The organism is Anaerobutyricum hallii (assembly GCF_900209925.1).
GTDB lineage: Bacteria > Bacillota > Clostridia > Lachnospirales > Lachnospiraceae > Anaerobutyricum > Anaerobutyricum soehngenii.
Genome location: NZ_LT907978.1, coordinates 2,335,051 through 2,361,186, shown reverse-complemented (window position 1 = coordinate 2,361,186; position 26,136 = coordinate 2,335,051). Strand labels below are relative to the sequence as shown.

Below are 26,136 nucleotides of genomic sequence, written 5' to 3'. Positions count from 1 at the left end.
GATAGAGAAGTATAGAAAAAGTATAGAAAAGATAGAATAGAAATGATTTATTTAATACAAAATGATCAGGAATATGATTATGACGTGCGGGCTACGGCACTGGCCTTTTTTGAACGGACCAAAATAGTAGAAGTGACAAAAGAAGAGTTTGAAAAGCAAGGATGGGAGAAGGATGACCTTCTCCTCACGCTTGTCTATACGAAAAACTGTATTCGGGGAACACTGGAGAACAAAGAGGGTAAGATAATTTCTGAAGAAATAATCTGTGACTATAGTGATCATAAAAACAGTCGTAATGCCGTATGTCGCTTTTTGTATCGTTTGTTTGAAAAGTTTACCGGAAGAAGTCTTCCCTGGGGGATGCTTACCGGAATTCGTCCAACGAAAATTATTATGAAGTGGATGGAAGAAGAGAAAGATGCGAAGAAGCTGGAACAGCGTTTTAGAGAAACGTATCTTGCTGATGCACAAAAGGCGAATCTTTGCCGCAGAGTGGCGCAGAAAGAAAAGGTATTATTGGAATCAAGACCATTTGAAAAAGAGTATAGTCTTTACATTGGAATTCCATTTTGCCCGACAACATGCCTTTACTGTTCTTTTACCTCATTTCCGGTGGCTCGTTTTGGCGACAGGATGGATGCATATTTAGATGCATTATATAAGGAACTTGCTTTTGTGGCTGAACACCACAGGGATAAAAAACTTACGACGATTTATATTGGCGGAGGAACACCTACAGCGCTAAATGAAAAGGCATTATCAAGGCTGATGTATATGATTCATGAGCTTTTTCCAGTGGAAGAAACAGAAGAATTTACGGTAGAATCTGGGAGACCCGACAGTATTACAAGAGAAAAGTTCTGCATTTTAAAAGAAGCAGGAGTAACAAGAATTTCTATCAATCCACAGACAATGCATCAGGAAACACTTGATCTGATTGGTAGAGCACATACGGTTGTGCAGACAAAGGAAGCGTTTTTATTAGCAAGAGAGTGTGGATTTGATAATATTAATATGGATATGATCACAGGACTTCCGGGAGAGGATATTTCCCATGTTCGTGCAACCTTAGATGAAATATTTGCGCTCCGACCGGAAAGTCTTACGGTACATTCCTTGGCTATAAAGAGGGCGGCACATCTTAATATGGAGATGGAAAAGTATCAGAATATGGTTAAGGGCAGTACGAACGAGATGCTTCGACTAGTAGATGAATATGCCAGCAACATGGGGATGAAAGCGTATTATATGTACCGGCAGAAAAACATACCAGGTAATCTTGAAAATATTGGGTATTGTGTTTCAGGAAAAGAATGTTTATATAATATCTTGATTATGGAAGAAAAACAGGATATTATTTCTTGTGGAGCAGGAGCCAGCAGCAAATATGTATTTGCAGATAACAGAATAGAAAGAACAGAGAATGTTAAAAACCTGGATCATTATATTAACCGAATTGATGAGATGATTGATCGAAAGAGGAAATATCTCTAAAATAAAAGAGGAGATACTATGGCATTTGATTATGATGGGACGCATGATCTGGAGACATCATTGCAGGATTCCTTTGGAGAAGCAATTGTTCATGGGATGGTTGTCAGTAATCTGGCATCGTTTGTGGCAAAGGAAATGGCGCTTTCAGAAGAACAGTGCCATAACTTTGCAGTGGCAGGAATGCTGCATGACATAGGAAAATTGCGTCTTCGTTCTTATGTATATGAAGAAAAAGAAGCAAAACTAAATATAGATGAACTAAGGTATGTAAGGCTGCATCCTTCTTTAGGATATGCTATATTAAAAGAACATGGATATTCGGAAGAAGTTTTGTCAGCAGTGTTATATCATCATGAGAATGCAGATGGAAGCGGTTATCCGAATAACCTAAAAGGGGAAGAGATACCGTTAGGGGCTCGTATACTTCGAGTATGTGATGCATTTGGAGCCTTGATAGCGAATCGCCCATATAGGAGCGCATTCGATATCGAAACGGCAATATCTATTATGATTGAAGAAGTGAAAAACTTTGATATGAGAGTTTTTTTAACTTTTCAAAAAGTAACCCAGTCTGAAAATATGAAAAATATGTTGACGGATCTGGGAATATATTAATATATTATTTTACTGTTTTAGGAGGAAAATAAAATGGCTGAATCCATGAAAGGATTGAAAAGATCCCATAGATGTACAGAAGTATCCAGTGAAAATATTGGAGAAACTGTTACCCTGATGGGATGGGTACAGAAAAGAAGAAATCTGGGGAGTCTGATTTTTGTTGATTTACGTGACAGAAGTGGATTGATCCAGTTGTATTTTGAAGAAGAAACAATTGGTGAAGAAGGTTTTAAAAAAGCAGGTTCTTTAAGAGCAGAATTTGTAATTGCTGTAACCGGAACGGTGGAGAAAAGAAGCGGAGCGGTAAATGAAAATCTCGCGACAGGAGATATTGAGGTAAAGGTAGAAAGTATTCGTATTTTATCTGAATCAGAAACTCCGCCTTTCCCAATTGATGCGGATATTACAGTAAAAGACGAACTTCGCCTGAAATATCGTTTTCTTGATTTAAGACGTCCAAATATCCAGAAGAATCTTATGATGCGAAGCAAGGTAGCAACACTTACAAGACAGTTCCTTGCGAATGAGGGATTTTTAGAAATTGAGACTCCGATGCTTACAAGAAGTACGCCGGAGGGAGCAAGAGATTATCTTGTACCAAGTCGAGTGCATCCAGGTAGTTTTTATGCGCTTCCACAGTCTCCACAGCTTTTTAAGCAGTTGTTAATGTGTTCCGGTTATGATCGCTATTTTCAGCTTGCAAGATGTTTCCGAGATGAAGATTTACGTGCGGATCGTCAGCCGGAGTTTACACAGGTTGATATGGAATTATCTTTTGTAGATGTAGATGATGTTATTGATGTGAATGAAAGACTGCTTGCATATTTATTCAAATTATGTCTGAATGTAGAAGTGACTCTTCCAATTCAGCGCATGACATGGCAGGATGCAATGGATTACTATGGATCTGATAAACCAGATCTTCGCTTTGACATGAAGATTCAGGATGTATCCAAACTTGTAAAAGACTGTGGATTTGGTGTGTTCTCCGGTGCGATCAAAGATGGTGGTATGGTTCGCGGACTTTGTGCAAAAGGACTTGGAGATGTTTCTAGTAAGAAGATGAAACATATCGAGAAGACAGCAAAAGACTACGGTGCAAAAGGATTAGCATATATTCAGCTCAAATCAGATGGAACAGTAAAATGCCCATTCTCTAAATTTATGTCTGAAGAAGAGCTTCAGTCACTTATTCAGGCTATGGGTGGTGAAACCGGTGATTTATTAGTATTTGCAGCAGACAAATTTAAAGTAGTATGTGATGTACTCGGTGCACTTCGTCTGAAGTTTGCAGAGGAACTGAATCTTCTTGATAAATCAGATTATCGTTTTGTGTGGATTACAGAATTCCCATTACTGGAGTGGTCAGAGGAAGAAAATCGCTATACTGCAATGCACCATCCATTCACTATGCCAATGGAAGAAGATTTAGATATGATTGACACAGAACCAGGAAAAGTACGTGCAAAAGCATATGATATTGTTTTAAATGGTACAGAAATCGGCGGCGGCAGTGTCAGAATTCATCAGAATGATATTCAGGAAAAAATGTTTGAATGTCTTGGAATTTCTAAAGAACAGGCACAGGAAAAGTTTGGATTCCTTTTAGAAGCATTTAAATATGGTGTTCCACCGCATGCAGGACTTGCATATGGTCTTGACCGCCTTGTAATGCTTATGACAAAAGAAGATAGTATCAGAGACGTTATTGCATTCCCTAAGGTGAAGGATGCTTCCTGTCTGCTTACAGATGCGCCAAATACAGTAGATGATAAGCAGTTAGAGGAACTTTGTCTCGAAATTGAGATTCCGGAAAAGGAATAATAATTTCGTCTGATAGACTGACAGACGAACCCCAGAAATAAAAAAATCCCTATTTGTGACTTTCGTCGCGGCGTGTTGAATGTTCGCTTAAGCGTTCGCATCCAATAATTGCTCCCGGGTTACAAATAGGGATTCTTTTATTTCTTTTTTTTAATGATTTGGTTACAGAAGACTACAATAAGGTTAATTGCTGGTGTGGAAAGATGGATTTCAAGGGTAGCGGCCTTCCAAAAACATTGGAAGAATATATCAGATTTATAGAGTTTGAAATGGATTTTCTAGAAAAAAGAAATTGTAGAATTAAAGAATTTTGTGGGAACGAAAGATGAATTAAGACAGTGTGAAAATGTAAATAAAAACATAGAATGATTCAGAATTATGAGAGTAGCGTTAGCTATGAAGTAATTCTCGCGCCATTATAGAATAGATATAATATCCGGCGCTTTTTGCAAAAAAGAAAAAATATTAAAAAAAAGCTTGACGTAATTATGTTGTTGTGATAAGATAATATACATTGCACATGAGAACACATTGATTTGAAAGAAATCGGAAAGAAAATCTTCAGATAAATGAAAAAAGTTCTTGACAAGATAAAACATGTGTGATAAGATATAAAAGTTGCACGACATAAAAGAACAACTTCTTCTGAAAGAGATAGAAGAAGAAAGTAAGATGGCTTCGAAAAAGAAGTTGAAAAAACTTGAAAAAAGTTCTTGACAAACAAAAGTCGATGTGATAAAATATAAAAGCTTTCGCATGAAAGCAAAACCTTGATAACTGAATAACAAAACAACCTTGAACGTTAATTCAAATTTCATTCGGGTTTTCCTGAGAGTGATGTCTGCAGGAAAGTCCATGGAACAGAACGAAAGTTCAAAACCTAAATAAACAGTAAAGACAGGAAAAGAACCAGTGGTTCTGGACCTGGATCTGACATCTTAAACATTTTATTTGAGAGTTTGATCCTGGCTCAGGATGAACGCTGGCGGCGTGCCTAACACATGCAAGTCGAACGAAGCACCTTTTAAGATTCTTCGGATGATTGATCGGTGACTGAGTGGCGGACGGGTGAGTAACGCGTGGGTAACCTGCCCTGTACAGGGGGATAACAGTTGGAAACGGCTGCTAATACCGCATAAGCGCACGAGAGGACATCCTTTCGTGTGAAAAACTCCGGTGGTACAGGATGGGCCCGCGTCTGATTAGCTGGTTGGCAGGGTAACGGCCTACCAAGGCGACGATCAGTAGCCGGTCTGAGAGGATGAACGGCCACATTGGAACTGAGACACGGTCCAAACTCCTACGGGAGGCAGCAGTGGGGAATATTGCACAATGGGGGAAACCCTGATGCAGCAACGCCGCGTGAGTGAAGAAGTATTTCGGTATGTAAAGCTCTATCAGCAGGGAAGATAATGACGGTACCTGACTAAGAAGCTCCGGCTAAATACGTGCCAGCAGCCGCGGTAATACGTATGGAGCAAGCGTTATCCGGATTTACTGGGTGTAAAGGGTGCGTAGGTGGCAGTGCAAGTCAGATGTGAAAGGCCGGGGCTCAACCCCGGAGCTGCATTTGAAACTGCATAGCTAGAGTACAGGAGAGGCAGGCGGAATTCCTAGTGTAGCGGTGAAATGCGTAGATATTAGGAGGAACACCAGTGGCGAAGGCGGCCTGCTGGACTGTTACTGACACTGAGGCACGAAAGCGTGGGGAGCAAACAGGATTAGATACCCTGGTAGTCCACGCCGTAAACGATGAATACTAGGTGTCGGGGCCGTATAGGCTTCGGTGCCGTCGCAAACGCAGTAAGTATTCCACCTGGGGAGTACGTTCGCAAGAATGAAACTCAAAGGAATTGACGGGGACCCGCACAAGCGGTGGAGCATGTGGTTTAATTCGAAGCAACGCGAAGAACCTTACCAGGTCTTGACATCCTTCTGACCACTCCGTAATGGGAGTCTTCCTTCGGGACAGAAGAGACAGGTGGTGCATGGTTGTCGTCAGCTCGTGTCGTGAGATGTTGGGTTAAGTCCCGCAACGAGCGCAACCCCTATCTTCAGTAGCCAGCAGGTAAGGCTGGGCACTCTGGAGAGACTGCCAGGGATAACCTGGAGGAAGGTGGGGACGACGTCAAATCATCATGCCCCTTATGATCTGGGCGACACACGTGCTACAATGGCGGTCACAAAGTGAGGCAAACCCGCGAGGGGGAGCAAACCACAAAAAGGCCGTCCCAGTTCGGACTGTAGTCTGCAACCCGACTACACGAAGCTGGAATCGCTAGTAATCGCGAATCAGAATGTCGCGGTGAATACGTTCCCGGGTCTTGTACACACCGCCCGTCACACCATGGGAGTCGGAAATGCCCGAAGCCAGTGACCCAACCTTTTGGAGGGAGCTGTCGAAGGTGGAGCCGGTAACTGGGGTGAAGTCGTAACAAGGTAGCCGTATCGGAAGGTGCGGCTGGATCACCTCCTTTCTAAGGAAGACAAGTAGAGAGTTGTTTTGTTATTCAGTTATCAAGTGAAAACTTGATACGGTATTTCCGGTGGCGATGCGCTCAGGGGACACACCCGTTCCCATCCCGAACACGATGGTTAAGACCTGAGCGGCCGATGGTACTATGCTGGAGACGGCATGGGAGAGCAGGTGGTTGCCGGATTCCCTTGGGGGATTAGCTCAGTTGGGAGAGCGCCTGCCTTGCAAGCAGGAGGTCACGAGTTCGAATCTCGTATTCTCCACTTGGTGTCGAGAATAGACATCATTTATATGTACCTTGAAAACTACACACAGAGAAGTTTTTCTTTAAAAGAAAAGCGACATCAGATTTCTATGATAAGAAAGAATTGAGACTAAATCAATTCTCCCAATAGCAAGTCGAAAGACAAAATATGAGTTTTAACTCATACGCCGAATGTTCTCTACGCTAGGAAGAACAGGAGGCAGCCATTTCTTAGGAAATGGACATACAAAGGTCAAGCGAAGAAGGGCGCAGGGCGGATGCCTTGGCACTGAGAGCCGATGAAAGACGTGATAAGCTGCGATAAGCTTCGGGGAGGAGCAAATATCCTTTGATCCGGAGATCTCTGAATGGGGAAACCCGGCTGTATGGACTACAGTCATCCATAAGTGAATCCATAGCTTATGGAAGGGAACCCGGGGAACTGAAACATCTAAGTACCCGGAGGAAGAGAAAGAAACATCGATTCCGTAAGTAGCGGCGAGCGAACGCGGAAGAGCCCAAACCGTGATGCGTGCATCGCGGGGTTCGGACTGCATAAGGGATTCAGTAATGACAGGAGAACGGCTTTGGAACAGCCGGCCGGAGAGGGTGAGAGCCCCGTATCCAAAGTCAGAGCTGGCCTGGCAGGATCCAGAGTACCACGGGACACGGGAAACCCTGTGGGAACGAGCGGAGACCACTCCGTAAGGCTAAATACTACTCAGTGACCGATAGCGTATAGTACTGTGAAGGAAAGGTGAAAAGAACCCCGGGAGGGGAGTGAAAGAGAACCTGAAACCCTGTGTCTACAAGCTGTGGAAGTACTTCTTAGGTACGACCGCGTACTTTTTGTAGAACGGTCCGGCGAGCTGCGGGTACTGGCAAGGTTAAGTACTTAAGGTACGGAGCCGTAGGGAAACCAAGTCTTAATAGGGCGAATCAGTCAGTACGTGCAGGCCCGAAACCGGGTGACCTATCCATGTCCAGGTTGAAGCCGCCGTAAAAGGCGATGGAGGACCGAACCCACATCCGTTGAAAAGGGTGGGGATGAGGTGTGGATAGCGGAGAAATTCCAATCGAACCCGGAGATAGCTGGTTCTCCTCGAAATAGCTTTAGGGCTAGCCTCATACAAGTCTGCCGGAGGTAGAGCACTGAATTTCCGCGGGGGCGTCAAAGCCTACCAAAGAATATCAAACTCCGAATGCCGGACAGATGGTGTATGGGAGTCAGACTGTACGAGATAAGTTGGACAGTCAAAAGGGAAAGAGCCCAGACCGCCGGCTAAGGTCCCAAAGTGGGTGTTAAGTGGAAAAGGATGTGGGATCTCTAAGACAACCAGGATGTTGGCTCAGAAGCAGCCATTCATTAAAAGAGTGCGTAACAGCTCACTGGTCGAGAGGTCCTGCGCCGAAAATGTCCGGGGCTGAAACACCACACCGAAGCCGCGGAACTCGTAAGAGTTGGTAGAGGAGCATTCTTAGGGGAGGGAAGCATTACCGGAAGGGGATGTGGACTGCTAAGAAGAGAGAATGCCGGAATGAGTAGCGAGAGCAAGGTGGGAATCCTTGCGGCCGAATATCCAAGGTTTCCAGAGTAAAGCTGATCTGCTCTGGGTAAGTCGGGGCCTAAGGAGAGGCAGAGATGCGTATCCGATGGACAGCAGGTAAAAGATTCCTGCACCCCTTGTTATCAGAACTGCGGGGACACGGGAAGGGAAGCAGAGCCGGGAATGGAAAGCCCGGTGCAAGCGAAGTAGTCGCAGGATTGGAAAATCCGTCCTGCATAAGACAAAGGCGTGATGCGGAGCGAAACAAAAGTAGCGAAGCTGCGGCCCCTTCCTGTCGAGAAAAGCCGCTATCGTGTAGCAAGGGCCCGTACCGTAAACCGACACAGGTGGATGAGGAGAGGATCCTAAGGCCGGCGGGAGAAGTGTTGTTAAGGAACTCGGCAAAATGACTCCGTAACTTCGGGAGAAGGAGTGCTGCGAAAGCAGCCGCAGAGAAATGGCCCAAGCAACTGTTTAGCAAAAACACAGGTCTATGCGAAACCGAAAGGTGAGGTATATGGGCTGACGCCTGCCCGGTGCTGGAAGGTTAAGGGGAGAGCTTAGCGCAAGCGAAGGTTTGAACTTAAGCCCCAGTAAACGGCGGCCGTAACTATAACGGTCCTAAGGTAGCGAAATTCCTTGTCGGGTAAGTTCCGACCCGCACGAAAGGCGTAATGATTTGGGCACTGTCTCAACAACACACCCGGTGAAATTGAAATACCAGTGAAGATGCTGGTTACCCGCGCCAGGACGGAAAGACCCCATGGAGCTTTACTCCAGCCTGATACTGGGATTCGGTATTGCATGTACAGGATAGGTGGGAGGCTAAGAACTTATGGCGCCAGCTGTAAGGGAGCCATTGTTGGGATACCACCCCTGCAGTACTGGGTTTCTAACCTGCGCCCGTGACCCGGGCGGGGGACAATGTCAGGCGGGGAGTTTGACTGGGGCGGTCGCCTCCGAAAGGGTATCGGAGGCGCTCAAAGGTCTCCTCAGGATGGTTGGAAACCATCCAGAGAGTGCAAAGGCAGAAGGAGGCTTGACTGCGACACCGACGGGTGGAGCAGGTACGAAAGTAGGACTTAGTGATCCGGTGGCATAACGTGGGATTGCCATCGCTCAACGGATAAAAGCTACCCTGGGGATAACAGGCTTATCACTCCCAAGAGTTCACATCGACGGAGTGGTTTGGCACCTCGATGTCGGCTCATCGCATCCTGGAGCTGGAGCAGGTTCCAAGGGTTGGGCTGTTCGCCCATTAAAGCGGTACGCGAGCTGGGTTCAGAACGTCGTGAGACAGTTCGGTCCCTATCCGGCGCGGGCGCAGGATATCTGAGAGGAGCTGTCCTTAGTACGAGAGGACCGGGATGGACCGTCCGCTGGTGGACCGGTTGTCATGCCAATGGCACGGCCGGGTAGCCAAGACGGGAAGGGATAAACGCTGAAGGCATCTAAGCGTGAAGCCCCCCTCAAGATGAGATATCCAGACTCGAAAGAGTGAGAGACCCCTTAGAGACGATGAGGTAGATAGGGCAGAGATGGAAGCACAGTGATGTGTGGAGTTGACTGTTACTAATCGGTCGAGAGCTTGACCTTAGAAAGTTATTGGAATAGAAAAAAGATAGTTTGTGTGTAGTTTTGAAGGTACATACCTTAAAATTAAATATAGGGGATTGGTCAAATGGTATGATAGGGGTCTCCAAAACCTTTGGTGGGAGTTCGATTCTCTCATCCCCTGTACATTTAGGAGCTTGAACACCTTTAAAAGGTATTCAAGCTCTTTTATTTTGCCCGAAAAGGGTAAGATACCACTGAAGGTACCAAAGTTGGTACCCTGAGAAAATCCAGACAAAAAGAAATTGCACGTTAGAGATTTCTTCCCTCTGCGTGATTGCAAATTAGAACATTTCTTAAGATAAAAGTTTATGGTATACTTAATTCAACAAATTGGAATTTGGGATGATGTCGGTAACGGCATCCAAGGATCTTTGTAATATTTCTATTAAGAAGGAGAATATTTATGAAACTTAATCGTTTTGAAGTTGTGACAGGAAGGTATATTGAAGAAATTCCAGGTCAATCCCGTATTGGATATGCAATGAGTGATGCAACAGACTTTTATGATATGATTGAATGGTCAAAAAAAGGTGGGTATCAAGGTTCAACTATTTCTTTTTATGATTACAATAATGGTAAAGTTTATGAACCATTTCAAAAACAAAGAAATGTGTTATATGGAACTCCTATTTGTTTAAAGAAATCTTTTTGGTTTTTACAGGGAGATTATAATAGTGGGAAAATTACTCTTTTCAAATATTATCCAGATCAAATCCCAGAGATGATTACACAACTTAATATAGAAGATGTGGATCTTTATAATCTACGTATTATTGGAGAGGATGTTTACATTGTAAGTGAGGATGAGGAATTTGTCAGCTATTATCCGGAAAGTTTTAGATTTTCCAAGGGTGTTAATGAAAGTGTAAGTATGATAGCAGACCAAAAAGTATATCTTTCTGCCTGGGTAGAAGAAGGCTGGGACGATGAAAATGATTGTGAAACCGAAGAATATAACTATTATGAAAAAGTAGTAGAGAGAGACTTTAAAGGGAATTTATTATCAGAGAAGCTTGGTTCTTTACAGCAACACTCAGATGGAACATGGTGGATAGCATGAAAATTGGCGCATAGAAATATCCCTGATAAAAATTAAAATTAGCGACAATAATAAAAGTTAAAAGGTCAGAAAAGAAATAATTAAACAAGATAATTTTATCAATTTTATAAATAATATCTTTAACAAGCCAAGTACAGAAATTCACTACTTTTAGGTGGTAGGGAGTTGGCATCAGTAGAAGGAGGAGCAAAATTTATGTGTACAGCAGCAACATACAAAACGCAGGATTTTTATTTTGGCAGGACATTAGATTATGAATTCTCATATGGAGATGAGATAACTATAACACCACGAAATTATCCGTTTTATTTCAGACATATGGGAGAAGTAATATCCCATTATGCAATAATTGGAATGGCACATGTAGCTGGAGATTATCCATTATATTATGACGCAGTTAATGAGAAAGGACTTGCAATGGCAGGCCTTAACTTTGTAGGAAATGCAGTCTATCAAGAAGCAGAAGAAGGCAGAGAAAATGTTGCACAGTTCGAATTTATTCCATGGATTTTAAGTAAGTGCGCATCTGTAAAAGAAACAAGAGAAGTTTTAAATAAAATCAATCTTGTAGGTACCCCTTTTAGTGAACAACTTCCATCTGCACAGCTTCACTGGATCATTGCCGATGAAAATGAGGCAATCACTGTAGAATGTATGAAAGATGGTATGCATATTTATGATAATCCAGTAGGAGTTCTTACAAATAACCCTCCATTTGAACAGCAAATGTTCCAGTTAAATAATTATGTAGGCCTCTCCCCAAAACAGCCGGAAAATCGTTTCTCTGATAAACTAAACTTTAATGCATATAGTAGAGGAATGGGTGCATTAGGGCTTCCAGGAGATTTATCTTCAGCTTCCCGTTTTGCAAAAGTAGCTTTCACTAAAATGAATTCATTCTCTGGAACATCTGAAAAAGAAAGTGTCAGTCAGTTTTTTCATATTCTTGGATCAGTAGATCAGCAGAGAGGCTGCTGTGAAGTTGCCGATGGAAAGTTCGAAATTACACTCTACACATCCTGCTGTAATACAAATAAGGGAATTTATTATTATACAACTTATGAAAATCATCAGATATCTGCAGTAGATATGTTTGGAGAAAATCTTAATGAAAAAGAATTGATAAAATATCCGCTTATCAAAGGAGAGCAGATTTACTGGCAAAATTAAATCTTTGTTACTTTTAGACTTTAATTCCATGGAAAGCCATAACATTCTGGAGAATTCCCATTCTTACCAGCTGTGGATTTAGATTAGACAGAAAAAAGAAAAAATGCCTTATCCCAGATGCGGCATTTTTTCTTTTTTCGTCTACAACAAATCTACAAATAAAGATTATTCTGGGACGAATTCAGCAATCTGGTCGAGCATATTTATTTTTATTTTTCCCTTTTTTCCATCTACTTTTGCAAATGGGATTACTTCATATTTTGCCTTTTCCATGCACTTACCAGGGTCGTCTGCCGGTTCTTCGTTGAGAAAGATTTTTTCAGCTCCACCACTTAACTGGCGCTTAATATTTTTTACCATGAGACGGTCATAACGCTCACAGGCTTTTTCTGCTTTTTTCTGGTTTTCAGGGTCTGAGAAATATTTTTTTGTCCATTCTTCTAAGTTTGCAATTTCAATCATCTTGTACACTTCTCCTTTGATTTTTATGTCTGATTATCTTTTATTATAAGATAAATTTTACAGACAATATAGGAATAATACCATTTATTTATAGAAATATTACAGATTCTATTGTGAATCATGGAAAGACAAAAAATCAGTGTCATATTTCCCTATTTTATGAAAGGATTATCCAAGAGTGAACGGAATTGGTTTGCTATAATGAGAATAATTATTGATATTGTAGAAAACTGTGCTGGAATGTTTTTTAACATACTCTGGAGCAGGAGTACTGCGAATTGGGATAATTGCGATGAATAGGAAAACTTGTTAGGAAAATTTCATGAAAGAATGAAAGGAAAATCAGGAGGAGGTTATATAATGTCAGATAAGATTTGCAGCAGTGCGGATAAGGTGCTAGAGGTATTTTTAGAGAATGCACCGATGGATACTTCACATCATCGTATGGTGAAGCAGCAGAATAAGTGTGGATATGGATTACAGGGAGTATGTTGTAGATTATGTTCGAATGGCCCATGTCGTTTATCACCGGCGAAACCAAAAGGTGTATGTGGAGCAGATGCAGATACCATTGCCTGCAGGAATTTTTTAAGACAGGTGGCTGCTGGTTCAGGATGTTATACGCATGTTGTAGAGAATACGGCAAGAAGATTGAAGGAGATGGCACAGGAATTACAGGCGGAAGGCAAGAAACCAAAATATAAGGACTCTGTTGCGAAGCTTGCAAAGATTTTACAGATTAACTGTTGTGGTAACTGTGGACCGGACTGTCATAACAGTTGTGCGAAGACGGCAGAGATGATTGCAGATGCAGTTCTTGCAGATATCAGAAAACCGTATGATGAGAAGATGACACTCATGAAGAATATTGCTCTTCCAAAGCGTTATGAACTGTGGGAGAAGCTTGGTATTTTACCGGGTGGAGCAAAAGACGAGATTTTTAATGCGGTTGTAAAGACATCGACAAACTTGAATTCAGATCCGATGGATATGCTGTTGCAGTGCTTACGTTTAGGTATTTCTACAGGTAATTACGGACTGATTCTTACAAACTTGATGAATGATATTATTATGGGACCACCGCAAATCAGTATGGATCCGGTAGGTTTTCGTATTATTGATCCAGAATATATAAATATTATGATTACAGGACATCAGCAGTCAATGTTTACAGATTTAGAAGAAAAATTAGAATCAGAAATTGTACAAAAGTCTGCCGAGCTTGTTGGTGCAAAGGGAATCCGTATTGTAGGCTGTACTTGTGTGGGGCAGGATTACCAGGCACGTTCCGGCTGCTATAAAGATGTATACTGCGGACATGCAGGTAATAACTATACAAGTGAAGCGGTATTAATGACTGGCTGTGTGGATTTGGTTGTTTCTGAATTTAACTGTACGATTCCGGGAATCGAGCCAATCTGTGATCAGTTAGATATTAAGATGCTCTGTCTTGACGATGTGGCAAAGAAGGCAAATGCACAGTTATTGCCATATACTGCAGAAGAAAAAGAAAAGATTACAAGTCAGATTATCGCAGATGCTCTATGTGGATTTAAGAACAGAAAAGAAAAGTTATATGGAACAGCTCCAGCAGAAGGAGAAAAGCGTGTCAATGTCATGGCACAGCATGGTTTTGACAAGTCCATTACCGGTTTATCAGAAGATACTTTAGTAGCTGCCTTAGGTGGTACTTTACAGCCGCTCATTGATGCGATTGTTTCAGGAAAAATTAAAGGAATTGCGGCAGTTGTCGGATGTTCTAATTTAAGAGCAAAAGGACATGATGTATTTACAGTAGAACTTGCCAAAGAATTAATTAAGAAAGACATTCTTGTATTATCAGCAGGCTGTACTTGTGGTGGTTTAGAAAACTGTGGACTTATGACGATGGATGCAGTAGAACTTTGTGGGGAAGGATTGAAAGAAATATGTACAGCACTTGGTGTTCCGCCGGTTCTTAATTTCGGACCATGCCTTGCAATCGGACGAATTGAGATGGCTGCCTGTGCTTTAGCAAAAGAACTTAATGTAGATCTGCCACAGCTTCCAGTTGTTATAAGTGCACCGCAGTGGCTTGAAGAGCAGGCGTTAGCAGATGGAGCATATGCTCTTGCACTTGGATTCCCTCTTCACCTGGCATTATCACCATTTGTTACAGGAAGCCAGGTTGCGGTAAATGTCCTTACAGAAGGATTGAAAGATTTAACCGGAGGACAGCTTATTATTGAAACAGAGGTAGATGCCGCAGCACAGAAGTTTGAGGATATCATTAAAGAAAAAAGAGCAGGTCTTGGAATTGATAATGGAATCAATAAAGGAGGAGATGCTATATGCTAATGAATCGAACGACTCCTTTTATGGTTCCGGTAGATGATGCGAATCCTGCGATTATCAAAAATGAAGCATTATGTAGTGAATGTGGACATTGCTTTGCAGTTTGTGAAGAAGAGATCGGGGTAGCAGCAAAATATTTATTAAACCAAAGGGAGGCTTATCAATGTATTGGCTGTGGACAGTGTAGTGCATCCTGTCCGGAAAAAGCAATTACTGGACGTCCTCATTATAAGATTGTGAAAGAACTGATCCAAGATCCGGAAAAGATCGTTGTTTTTTCTACTTCCCCATCTGTCAGAGTTGGTTTTGCGGACGGCTTTGGAAAAGAGCCAGGAACATTTGCACAAGATGAGATGGTAGGTGCATTGCGTGCGCTTGGAGCAGATTATGTATTTGATGTTACATTTTCTGCGGATCTTACGATTATGGAAGAAGGCTCTGAACTTTTGTCTAGAATTTTAAAGGGGACCGGACCACTTCCTCAGTTTACCAGCTGCTGTCCAGCCTGGGTAAAATACATGGAGAATTTTCATCCAGATAAAACAAAACATCTTTCTTCTGCAAAAAGTCCGATCGGAATGCAGGGAGCAGTAATTAAAACATATTTTGCACATAAAAAACATATTGATCCGGAAAAGATTATTTCTGTAGCAGTGACACCTTGTACAGCGAAAAAGGCAGAAATAGCAAGAGAAGAGTTATGTGATGCGGGAAAGCTTCTTAATATAGAAGAAATGCGTGACAATGATTATGTTATTACAACAAAAGAGCTGGTACAGTGGTGTAAAGAGGAAGGAATGGATTTAGAGAAAATCACTCCTTCAAAGTATGACAGTGTATTAGGAGAAGGAACTGGAGCCGGAATGATTTTCGGAAATACCGGTGGTGTAATGGAGGCAGCACTTCGAACAGTTTACAGAGTTCTAGAAGGGAAAGAGGCACCGGCAGATTTTTATCAGCTTCGTCCGGTAAGAGGATTAAATAACCGAAAAGAAGCGGAAGTGACGATTGCAGGAAAGAATCTCAGAGTTTGTATTCTGTATGGAACAGCGGCTGCGGAAGAATTTTTGGCAGAAGATATGAGTGGATATCATTTTGTAGAAGTTATGACATGTCCGGGAGGCTGTATCAGTGGAGCAGGACAGCCAGATTGTGGAAGTGTTCCGGTATCAGATGCTGTAAGAAAAAAGAGAATCGCATCATTATACCAGGCTGATGAACGGGCGCAATACAGAAATTCCATGGATAATCCGGAAATTGGAATGATATATAATGAATTTTTCAAAGAACCATTGAGTCTTTTATCTGAAACACTTTTACACACCACATATAAGAGTGAGTAAGAAAAAAGAGTGCAAAATAGTTCAAAAATGAGGATTAAATTTTCCAACTAAAAAAACGGTGCGAAATGAGAAATTCTTGCCTATATTTTCTTGGCAATGATACCAATTTGTTTCATATCGACAGATGTAATTCGTTGCTGTTGCAATAAAATGTGACAGCAACGTTTCTTTTTGTTGTGCAAACTGTATAAATGTAAAAAATATCCGATTGATAATTGCCACATACTGACACGGATATTCCTAATTATTGATTATTTTTTACTGTATAATGCAAGACAGATGAAAGCTCAGTAGTGGTTGATTTACAGGATTTATAGGATAATTTTTTGAGTTATCATCTCTCAAACATTTTCATTGCACATTTTTATGTGTCAGTAAGAAGGAGGAAAATTGTAATGATTGCAAAAGGATTTACAGAACCAACCGCACGTATCAAAGCCTTAAAAGCAGAAGTTGTTAACGCAGTACCTGAAGTAGAGCCATATAGAGCCGTACTTATTACAGAGTCTTACAAAGAGACAGAAGGTATGCCAGCAGTTATGAGAAGAGCAAAAGCTAACGAAAAGATTTTTAATAATCTTCCAGTTGTAATTCGTGATAACGAATTAATCGTAGGTGCTCTTTCCGTAAAACCTCGTTCTACAAACCTTTGCCCAGAGTTCTCATTTGACTGGGTAGAAAAAGAGTTTAAGACAATGGCAACTCGTATGTGTGACCCATTCGTAATTACTGAAGAAACAGCAGATATCCTTCACGAAGTATTTAAATACTGGAAGGGTAAAACTACCAGCGAATTAGCTACTTCCTACATGAGCCAGGATTGTCTTGACTGCCAGGCTGGTGGAGTATTCACAGTTGGTAACTACTACTTTGGTGGCATTGGACACGTGTGTGTTGATTACGGTAAAGTATTAAAAATCGGTTTCAAGGGTGTTATTGCAGAAGTAGTTGAAGCAATGAACAAACTTGATGTAAATGATCCGGAATATCTGCAGAAGAGAGCATTCTATGAAGCAGTTATTATTTCTTACAATGCAGCAATCAATTTTGCAAAGAGATACAGCAAAAAAGCGGCTGAGATGGCGGCTACATGTACAGATCCAGTGAGAAAAGCTGAATTACTTCAGATTTCCAAGAACTGTGATCGTGTTCCTGAAAGCGGAGCTACAAACTTCTATGAAGCTTGTCAGTCTTTCTGGTTTGTACAGGCATTAGTACAGATCGAAGCGAATGGACATTCCATTTCTCCAGGACGTTTTGACCAGTATATGTGGCCATATTTAGAAGCAGACAAGAACATTTCTAAAGAATTCGCTCAGGAATTACTTGACTGTCTCTTTGTATTATTAAACCATGTAAACAAAACTCGTGATGATGTATCTGATCAGGCATTCGCAGGATACGCAGTATTCCAGAACTTTGGTGTTGGTGGACAGACAGAAGATGGTCTTGATGCTACAAACCCAGTTTCTTATATGTGTATGGATGCAGCAGCACATGTTAGATTACCTGCACCATCATTCTCCGTTCGTATTCATAACCAGACACCGGATGAATTCTTATTAAGAGCTTGTGAACTTGCAAGACTTGGTACTGGTGTTCCAGCTATGTACAATGATGAAGCAATCATTCCTGCATTATGTAACAGAGGATTAACTCTTGCAGATGCTCGTAATTACTGTATCATCGGTTGTGTAGAGCCTCAGTGTCCACACAAGACAGACGGATGGCATGATGCAGCATTCTTTAACGTTGCTAAGGTATTTGATATCGCTATTCATGGTGGTAAGAATCGTGATGGCAAACAGTTAGGACCTGTTACAAAACCTATGCCAGAATGGAAGTCCATGGATGATTTATATGAATCATACGAGACTCAGATCGAGTACTTTGTATCTAAATTAGTTGAGGCAGATAATGCTGTTGATATCGCTCATAAAGAAAGAGCACCATTACCATTCATGTCCGCATTAGTTGATGACTGTATTGGAAGAGGTAAAACAGTTATGGAAGGTGGAGCAATCTACAACTTCACAGGACCTCAGGCATTTGGTAACGTAGATACAGGTGATGCTATCTACTGTATCAAGAAACATGTATTTGAAGATAAAGACTTAACAATGCAGCAGATTTACGATGCTATGGAAAATAACTTCGGTGCTGAACTTGGTGCTGGATGTTACGATGGACCATTCGTAAGATTAAGTACAGATTCCGCTGATTCCGCTGCAGCAGCTATGGAAAGTGTTTCCGTATCCGCAGAGGATAACATGGAATCCATCATTAATGCTGTTGTTCAGAAAATTCTTGCAGAAAAAGGATCTAACTTAAGCATGAGCGTTGATACAAAATCTGCAGCTTGTGGAAGCTGCTGTAGTGATTCTCAGAGAGCTGAATACGACAGAATCAGACATATCCTCGATGCAACACCTTGCTTCGGTAACGATATTGATGAAGTTGATATGTGCGCTCGTAAAGCTACACAGGTTTACTCTCACGAAGTTGAGAAATACAAAAACCCACGTGGAGGCCAGTATCAGGCAGGATGTTACCCAGTATCTGCTAACGTATTATTTGGTAAAGATGTACAGGCTCTTCCAGATGGACGTTACAGCAACGCACCTCTTGCAGATGGTGTTTCCCCTCGTCAGGGTCATGACGTTAAGGGACCTACAGCTGCAGGTAACTCCGTAGCTAAACTTGACCAGTTAAATATCTCCAATGGTACATTATACAACCAGAAATTCTTACCTTCTGCAGTAGCAGGTGATCAGGGACTTCTGAACTTCGCAGCAGTTGTTCGTAACTACTTCGATAAGAAGGGTATGCATGTACAGTTTAACGTAATCGATAAAGAGACATTACTTGATGCTCAGGCACATCCAGAAAACTACAAAGACTTAGTAGTACGTGTAGCTGGATACTCCGCTCATTGGACAGTACTTGCTAAAGAAGTTCAGGATGATATCATTGCTCGTACAGAACAGAGTTTCTAAAATAATAAATTTTTGAAATAATCTGGAGGAAGTACCTATGAGTAATATGGAACCAAGCTGCGATACAAGTAAAAAAGGGCTTGTCTTTAATATACAGAGATTCTCTGTAAATGACGGTCCGGGTGTAAGAACGATTGCCTTTTTAAATGGCTGTCCTCTTCGCTGCAAATGGTGTTGTAACCCCGAATCGCAGGAATTAAAACCAGTCGTTATGTTTAAAGCACAGAATTGTGTTGGCTGTGGAAATTGTGAGGTTGTGTGTCCAACTGGTGCTTCTAATTTGAACTTTCCAGGAAAAATTGATCATACAAAATGTATTGCATGTGGTAAATGTATTGATGTCTGCTATCACAGAGCCCTTGAAATGTCCGGTAAATGGATGACAGTAGAGGAACTGATGGGAGAACTTTACAAAGACCGCGTTATTTACAGAAAGTCCGGAGGCGGAATTACCGTCTCCGGAGGTGAAGCGATGGTACAGCATGAATTTCTTTTAGAGCTGTTAAAGGCTTGTAAGGCATTCGGCTGGACTACTGCGATTGAAACAACCGGTATGGCTTCGCCGGAAGTAATCGAAAAGATTATTCCTTGGCTCGATGTTGTTATGATGGATATCAAACATATTGACCCGGAAGTACACAAAGAGTATACTGGAGTAAATAACGAGGCGATACTAAAGAATGCATTACTGATTTCCAGTCTTGCTAAAAAGATGATCATTCGTGTTCCGGTTATTCCGGGATTTAACGCAAGCCCGAATGTAATTGCGGCAATTGCGAAGTTTACTACCTATCTTCATAATGTAAATGAGTTACATCTTTTGCCTTATCATGATCTTGGAAGTAATAAATACGGAATGCTTGGCAAGGAATATGAGCTTGCCGGAGTAAAGAAACCGGAAAACGAATTCATGGAAGAATTAAAAGCAATAGTAGAAAAAGAAGGATTAACCTGTAAAATCGGAGGCTGATCGATACAGGCAATCCGAGGTATCCCTTATACATACCGAAAGGTACAGGAGGTCAAGATGAATAAAGACATAACATTATTAACTTCTGAATCTGTTACAGAGGGACATCCGGATAAAATGTGCGATATGATTTCCGACGCTTTGCTGGATGCCTATTTAAAAGAAGATCCATCTGCCCATGTGGCACTGGAGACAATGGCTTCTGAAGACACTGTCTTCATTGCTGGAGAAGTTGCTTCTTTCGCAAAGGTTGATGTTAAAAATAAGGCAAGAGAGATTATCTGTGAAATAGGTTATGACAGTAAAGAAAAAGGAATAGACGGAAACGAATGTCTAATTCTTACTAACATCGGTGTACAGTCACCTGATATCGCACAGGGCGTTACCCAGTGTAACGGAACCATTGGAGCGGGAGATCAGGGAATGATGTATGGATATGCCTGTGATGATACAGAGGAACTTATGCCACTGTCTATCTCACTGGCACATAAACTCAGCAAACGACTTACGCAGGTAAGAAAAGAAGGACTCCTTCCATACCTCTATCCAGATGGAAAGTCACAGGTTACAGTAGCATATAATAACCAGGGGGAAATCCTTGGAATTACAGATGTTGTAATTTCTGCACAACATAATGCAGAAGTTTCTGTACAAAAGCTTCGAATGGATATTGAGGAGCATGTTATAAAAGAAGTAATTCCGAAAGAATTACTTTTACCGGATGTAAAGATACATATTAATCCTACAGGACGATTCGTAGTAGGTGGTCCTGCCGGAGATGTAGGTCTTACCGGAAGAAAGATTATTGTAGATACTTATGGTGGAATCGCCAGACATGGTGGCGGAGCATTCTCAGGTAAGGACCCAACAAAGGTTGACCGTTCCGCAGCTTATATGGCAAGATATGCCGCAAAGAATGTGGTAGCTGCCGGATTTTGCAAAAAGTGTGAGGTGAATCTCGCATATGCAATCGGTGTGCCACAGCCAGTATCTATAAAGATAGATACTTTTGGTACAGAAGAATTACCAAAAGAAATTATTGAAGACACTATAAAAGAAGTATTTGATTTCAGTGTGGCAGGTATTATCAATAACCTATCTCTCACTAAGGTTACATATAAGCCAGTCGCAGCATATGGACACTTCGGAAGAACAGAACTTGATCTCCCATGGGAACGGTTAGATAAGGTTACTGTTCTCCAGGAAAAAGCAGTTGCCCGTATGGCGGAAGAAATCTGTAAAAACCGTTAAACATTTAAATACAACAATCATTACACTTTTTAATAATTTATTATCTGTTCAGAACATTGTGAGTATTACTTTTACAATAGAAGTTCGGATAAAAAGTATACTACTTGGGGTCATTCAAGCGCATAATTGTTCTGAGTAATCGGTCTCAACACTCTCACAAATAGATTATAAAAAACAATAATAAGCTTGATCCACATAAAGGGGGCTGTCGCAGGAGTGACAGTCCCCTGATTTAATTTTTGGAACAACAGATGGTAGTAAGAATATAGATATATAGCATCTGTTCTGTATCACTGCACTCTTAATGCTCAGACCGCATTAAGAGCTTGTTCCAAAGTCACAGATGCTATATATTCCGCTTCTTACTCCCTATGTGTTGGCTACAGTAGATAATTAAATCAGGGGAATTTGTTGAGTGTGGTCTTGACGGCAGGAGTACATGAAGCAAAAGGAGCCAATGCTTTTGAAGAAAGTAGAGAATATTCATCTTGCATAAATGATAATTAATAGTTAAAATATAATTATATGATAGAAGTAAGTAACTATGCAGGTAAAAGCATTATGATGTAGATGCAGGTTTGCAAAGTGGTTGTGAATATTACTATTATAATTTTAGAAGGAGGATTTTTAAAATGGTAAGAAAAGCAAATATCGTTCAGAAACAGGAACTTGGTGGGGGAAAAGGTTGTGCAGAGGTACACGAAATCGTTCCGGAAAAAGATTTATACGGACATGGAAAACTGTATGCTAAAGTTGTATTAAAACCAAATTCCAGCGTAGGCTGGCATCGTCATGTTGGAGAGACAGAGCCATATTATATTTTAGAGGGAGAGGGAATCTTTGTGGACGATGACGGAAGCCGCACAAAAGTAGGCCCTGGAGATGTATGTACAATCCTTCCAGGACAGTGTCACGCAATCGAGAATGCATCATCATGCAAAGATTTAGCATTTATGGCATTAATTCATAAGGACTGATTCGTTTGAGGTTTTGTTAAGACAGACGAACCCCTGAAGAGAACCAATACCCTATATTTGTGACTCTATCGCTGTGGGTTGAATGTTCGCTATACGGCTCACATTCAATCCTCGCTCTAAGGCCACAAATATAGGGTATTGGTTCTCTTCGGGGGTTCTGTCTTTGATAAAAACAGGAAAGTAAAATCCACAACAAAAATTATCCTAATGGCCTGGCTATGAGGCATAAACAACCAGAAAAACGAGAAATCTGTATCTCTTAGATACGGACTTCTCGTTTTTCGTCTGTCTCATATTACAAGAGGGGTAATTACTTGTTGGATTTTGTTCTCGCTATCACAAATAAATAATCAAGAAAATTACATGTAAATGCAATATATTTTCCTATGATTGAGAAATAGCACAAAAAAAACAGTTTATTTTTTGGGTAAAAATGATAAAATATATATAAAGTAGGGTTTGGTGTAAAGAAAGTAAAAATTTTTGTCTTTATTTTTACAATTTAAATATCCCTTTGGAGGTGAATATGGAAGTAGAGAAGAAGAGTGGCAGAGGGAAAAAGGAAGTTAGTCTGATCGGCTTATTTGGAAAACAGTTTCTAGAAGAAATGCAGAATAAGCTGGCAGAAGCAACAGGAGTTTCTTTTTTTATTATTGATTATAAAGGAGAGCCAGTTACAAAGGGAGAAAAGGAAGAAAAGTTTTGTAAGGAAAGAAAGAAGGAAGATGAAAAGTGTAGTGAATGTCAGATTAGCAGGGCATTTGCTGCAGCGAAGAGTGCGATTAAAAACTGTACACATATTTTTACCTGTCCAAATGGGTTTGTACATATGGCAATTCCGATTATTGTAAACAACCAGTACATTGGAGCAATGGTTGGAGGTCCGATTCGATGTGAAGAAAAAGCATTAAAAGAGAGTGAATTGGGAGATAACGAGAAAGAACGAAAACAGTTTTTAGAAAAACTAGGCGAACAAAAAGAATATCAGAGTATTCCTGCTTTTACAGAAAAACGGATTGCAGCAATTGCGGATATGGTATTCCTTTTATTTAAAGAAATGGGAGAAAAGGAAACGGTAGCAATTCGGTTAGGTGCATTAGAGCATAAAGAAGTACATCTTTCAGATATTCGTAAAAAGAATAAATTGTTAGAAGATAAGGTGAACAGGCTTGAATATGAGGTATTAAAAGGAAAGCTGCCGAAACAGTTTATGCTTAATCTTTTAACAACGATTTCTAGTTTTTCTATCATTGAAAATGCAAATAGAACGGAAAATATTATAGCGGAAATGGCAGGAGTGTTACGATATTATCTGGATAATACATCAGAGATTATTTCATTATCAGAAGAGTTAAAGCAGATTGAATTATATCTGGATGTTTTAAGACAACAATATGATGATCGGTTAGAATATCGTGTGTATTGTCAGGAAGAAGTGGAAAAGCAAAAGATTCCGATTGTCGGACTTTTCCCATTTGTAGAACAATTGGTTGATTTTGGTGTCTTTTCAGGACATTTTAGAGGAACTGTATATATTGATGCGGAGAAAAAAGAAGAGTATTGCCAGATTGTATTGCAGTTAGAAAGTTCCGGTTTATCAATGGGACATTTTGGAGCAGATATTACAGATAGTAATTTTGTTCAGATGAAGGAAGCGGATACCAGAAAGAGATATGCAAAAGAATTTGGTAAAGATTTTGAAATAACTGTAGATCCGAATGTAGTAACGGTGAAAATCCCATTTCAGAAAATAAAGTAAGGAGGTAGCCATGGTAAATATTTTATTGATTGATCAAGAACCGTTATTTCAACAGGCTTTTTCAAAAATGATTACGGAAACGGAAGATTGTCAGCTTGTCGGAATTGCGGAAAATAGTAAAGAAGCATTTGAAATCATAAGCCGCTATCATCCGCAGGTTATATTTTGTGATGTGGTTCTTGGTATGGAGAATGGTATTGCAGTCTGCAGTCTTATTAAAGAGCACTTTCCGGAAATTGTAACGTATATTTTATCAAATTATTGTAATTTTCGCATGATTCGCCGTTCAATGGATGCAGGAGTGGAAGAATATTTAAATAAGCCCATATCTAGAACGAAGCTTTTAGAACTAGTAAAGAAACAGAATGGTCTTGGGCAGAATGAAGAGGAAAATGTTCAGCAGGAAGCCTTGTTTGCAGCAATAGAGCAAAAAGATTATAAGAAGGCGTATGATACAGCAAAGGAACTGGTAGAATGTTTGTTTGAAGAATGTGACAGAAGAGAGCGTAGAAGTAAACTGTCCATGCTGGAATCCAGCCTGTTTTATATGATACCAGGAATGGATAATATTCAGAAAAATTATTATTTACAAAAGTATGAGATTACAGTCAAGGTTCTGACAAAGAGTACGCTTTGCTATTACTGGCTGATTCAGATTATAACAGAAGTATTTCGTCAGCTTTGTACAATGAAGTATGCACATATGAATAAGGTATTCCAGTATATAGAGAATAATAAGAACAATGAGATTTCTCTCTCTGAATTAGCAGAAGAGGCAGGAATTAGCAGTGGATATCTAAGTCGTATTTTTAAAAAATATTATAAGATCAGTGTGGTAGATTATATTCACCTTCGTAAGTTGTTGCAGGCTAAATATTATATGGCAACAAGCGAGATGAATATTTCAGATATTTCTTTCTTGCTTGGATACAGTGAAGCGGGATATTTTTGCAAAATATTTAAAAAATATGAAGGACAGACACCGTCAGCATTTCATAAAAATTCACAAATTTTGACTTCGCAGGCAGGATAATTTCATAAAAATATAGCAGGGATTCCGTATAACATACAGGAATCTCTGCCATAGAATCAGGGGCTGTTTTTACGACAGCCCCTTTAGTTTCTACAAATAAATAATTAAATAAATGATTAAAGTCCAATGCACCAGAAGTCTTTTTGGAACAGATCATCACCGCTCTTATCTCGGAAAACAGGATGAAAATCGAAATTGACAGCACCTACTGGTATTTTTCTATCAACGGCTTTGCAGATACGGGCAACACCTTCATTTCCGAAAGCACCGCATAAATCAATAGCAGCGCAACCTTTTTCTAACATCTCCTGTGCTACGGTTTCTGCCTGACTATAATCTGCACAACCTACAGAGTACAGAATGATTTTTTTAGATTCAATAACAGAACGGTCTTTTTTTGGATTGCAACCTTCATTAAGAAAAATGAAAGCCACTTTAAATTTTTCTTCGTTTAAGCTTAATTTTTTCCCCATTTTATCAACGCCTTATCTAATATTTCCATTGCTTTTTTGCCATCGTTGGCAGTGATCAGTTCTATATTATGTTGTCGGATTGTTTTATAAGTTTCTAATAAAAGGTCAATATCTGTTGTAATTTTATCTAATGTAATTACAACTATTACATCAAGATTATCTGCTACTACATCTGTCATCATGCGTTTAAAGCCAGGTCGTTCAAGATTATCTGATGGATAGTCACCAAGATCCGTATAGTTAACAAATTCGTTGTCTTCGCCGTAAATACCTTTTGCACGATTCATGCATTTCATACCATCGGCAATCATGCCTTTTACATAAGTCTGAGAACAGACAGGACAGCCGCCTCTAAGATGCTGATGGTTATAAATTCCGATACGCATACTCTTTTCCCTCCAGTACATTTTATTATATTCATTGTAGCAGATGTATGAAAAATTACAGGGAAGATACGGGAACAATTATTGGAAATTATGAAAGTCAAA

Annotated in this window: 17 protein-coding genes, 2 tRNA genes and 3 rRNA genes; 19 read left to right on the top strand and 3 right to left on the bottom strand. The window is 40.5% G+C overall.

Annotated elements, in window-relative coordinates:
- Positions 1–42: 42 nt before the first annotated feature.
- The 11 genes from hemZ to bsh all read left to right on the top strand — a co-directional run bounded on the left by hemZ (position 43) and on the right by bsh (position 12,050).
- Complete coding sequence (gene hemZ / locus EHLA_RS10855; protein ID WP_096240839.1) at positions 43–1,494, top strand: coproporphyrinogen dehydrogenase HemZ; 1,452 nt, start codon at positions 43–45, stop codon at positions 1,492–1,494.
- A gap of 18 nt (positions 1,495–1,512) precedes the next feature.
- Positions 1,513–2,109: an HD-GYP domain-containing protein gene (locus EHLA_RS10850; RefSeq protein WP_096240838.1), complete on the top strand. Its 597-nt coding sequence runs from the start codon at positions 1,513–1,515 to the stop codon at positions 2,107–2,109.
- Between the two features lie 33 nt (positions 2,110–2,142).
- Positions 2,143–3,936, top strand: coding sequence for an aspartate--tRNA ligase (aspS, locus tag EHLA_RS10845; RefSeq protein ID WP_096240837.1), 1,794 nt, complete (start codon positions 2,143–2,145; stop codon positions 3,934–3,936).
- 104 nt (positions 3,937–4,040) lie between these two features.
- Entirely contained in the window at positions 4,041–4,265 is a 225-nt protein-coding gene (locus EHLA_RS17150) for a DUF6994 family protein (RefSeq protein WP_420313767.1), read from the top strand.
- A 618-nt stretch (positions 4,266–4,883) separates the two neighbouring features.
- Positions 4,884–6,413 (top strand): 16S ribosomal RNA (locus EHLA_RS10840).
- A 65-nt stretch (positions 6,414–6,478) separates the two neighbouring features.
- A 5S ribosomal RNA gene (gene rrf / locus EHLA_RS10835) occupies positions 6,479–6,596 on the top strand.
- A 6-nt stretch (positions 6,597–6,602) separates the two neighbouring features.
- Positions 6,603–6,675: transfer RNA gene (locus EHLA_RS10830), tRNA-Ala, on the top strand.
- A gap of 232 nt (positions 6,676–6,907) precedes the next feature.
- A 23S ribosomal RNA gene (locus EHLA_RS10825) occupies positions 6,908–9,799 on the top strand.
- The 16S, 23S and 5S rRNA genes sit together here with 2 tRNA genes alongside, the layout of an rRNA operon.
- Before the next feature lie 71 nt (positions 9,800–9,870).
- Positions 9,871–9,941 (top strand) — tRNA-Trp (locus EHLA_RS10820).
- A 282-nt stretch (positions 9,942–10,223) separates the two neighbouring features.
- The gene (locus EHLA_RS10815; RefSeq protein WP_096240836.1) at positions 10,224–10,880 is read left to right on the top strand and encodes a hypothetical protein; all 657 of its coding nucleotides are present in this window, start codon (positions 10,224–10,226) and stop codon (positions 10,878–10,880) included.
- Positions 10,881–11,075: 195 nt separating this feature from the next.
- Positions 11,076–12,050, top strand: coding sequence for a choloylglycine hydrolase (gene bsh / locus EHLA_RS10810; RefSeq protein WP_096240835.1), 975 nt, complete (start codon positions 11,076–11,078; stop codon positions 12,048–12,050).
- A gap of 165 nt (positions 12,051–12,215) precedes the next feature.
- Here bsh and EHLA_RS10805 read toward each other — a convergent pair whose 3' ends face one another.
- Positions 12,216–12,512, bottom strand: a complete 297-nt coding sequence (locus EHLA_RS10805; protein ID WP_096240834.1) for a hypothetical protein — start codon at positions 12,510–12,512, stop codon at positions 12,216–12,218.
- Between the two features lie 360 nt (positions 12,513–12,872).
- Between EHLA_RS10805 and cooS the strand changes: the two genes are divergently transcribed.
- The 8 genes from cooS (at position 12,873) to EHLA_RS10765 (ending at position 25,175) form a co-directional block, all read left to right on the top strand.
- Positions 12,873–14,849, top strand: a complete 1,977-nt coding sequence (gene cooS, locus EHLA_RS10800) for an anaerobic carbon-monoxide dehydrogenase catalytic subunit (RefSeq protein WP_162290861.1) — start codon at positions 12,873–12,875, stop codon at positions 14,847–14,849.
- The gene (locus EHLA_RS10795) at positions 14,843–16,189 is read left to right on the top strand and encodes a [FeFe] hydrogenase, group A (protein WP_096240832.1); all 1,347 of its coding nucleotides are present in this window, start codon (positions 14,843–14,845) and stop codon (positions 16,187–16,189) included. The genes cooS and EHLA_RS10795 overlap by 7 nt, the downstream gene beginning before the upstream one ends.
- A 395-nt stretch (positions 16,190–16,584) precedes the next feature.
- Entirely contained in the window at positions 16,585–19,185 is a 2,601-nt protein-coding gene (locus EHLA_RS10790; RefSeq protein WP_096240831.1) for a glycyl radical protein, read from the top strand.
- A gap of 37 nt (positions 19,186–19,222) precedes the next feature.
- Positions 19,223–20,155, top strand: coding sequence for a glycyl-radical enzyme activating protein (locus tag EHLA_RS10785; protein WP_330399994.1), 933 nt, complete (start codon positions 19,223–19,225; stop codon positions 20,153–20,155).
- Positions 20,156–20,212: 57 nt separating this feature from the next.
- Complete coding sequence (gene metK, locus EHLA_RS10780) at positions 20,213–21,406, top strand: methionine adenosyltransferase (protein WP_096240830.1); 1,194 nt, start codon at positions 20,213–20,215, stop codon at positions 21,404–21,406.
- 632 nt (positions 21,407–22,038) lie between these two features.
- Positions 22,039–22,383, top strand: a complete 345-nt coding sequence (locus tag EHLA_RS10775) for a cupin domain-containing protein (RefSeq protein WP_021907237.1) — start codon at positions 22,039–22,041, stop codon at positions 22,381–22,383.
- Between the two features lie 526 nt (positions 22,384–22,909).
- Entirely contained in the window at positions 22,910–24,142 is a 1,233-nt protein-coding gene (locus tag EHLA_RS10770) for a PocR ligand-binding domain-containing protein (RefSeq protein ID WP_096240829.1), read from the top strand.
- Between the two features lie 10 nt (positions 24,143–24,152).
- Entirely contained in the window at positions 24,153–25,175 is a 1,023-nt protein-coding gene (locus tag EHLA_RS10765) for a helix-turn-helix domain-containing protein (protein WP_021907239.1), read from the top strand.
- A gap of 116 nt (positions 25,176–25,291) precedes the next feature.
- Here the strand turns inward: EHLA_RS10765 and EHLA_RS10760 are convergent, their stop codons facing one another.
- Together EHLA_RS10760 and EHLA_RS10755 are read right to left on the bottom strand one after the other, a co-directional pair.
- On the bottom strand, positions 25,292–25,648 hold the full coding sequence (locus tag EHLA_RS10760; RefSeq protein ID WP_021907241.1) for a DUF6506 family protein: 357 nt from the start codon (positions 25,646–25,648) through the stop codon (positions 25,292–25,294).
- Positions 25,633–26,034: a recombinase family protein gene (locus tag EHLA_RS10755; protein WP_157908589.1), complete on the bottom strand. Its 402-nt coding sequence runs from the start codon at positions 26,032–26,034 to the stop codon at positions 25,633–25,635. The genes EHLA_RS10760 and EHLA_RS10755 overlap by 16 nt, the downstream gene beginning before the upstream one ends.
- Positions 26,035–26,136: the final 102 nt, after the last annotated feature.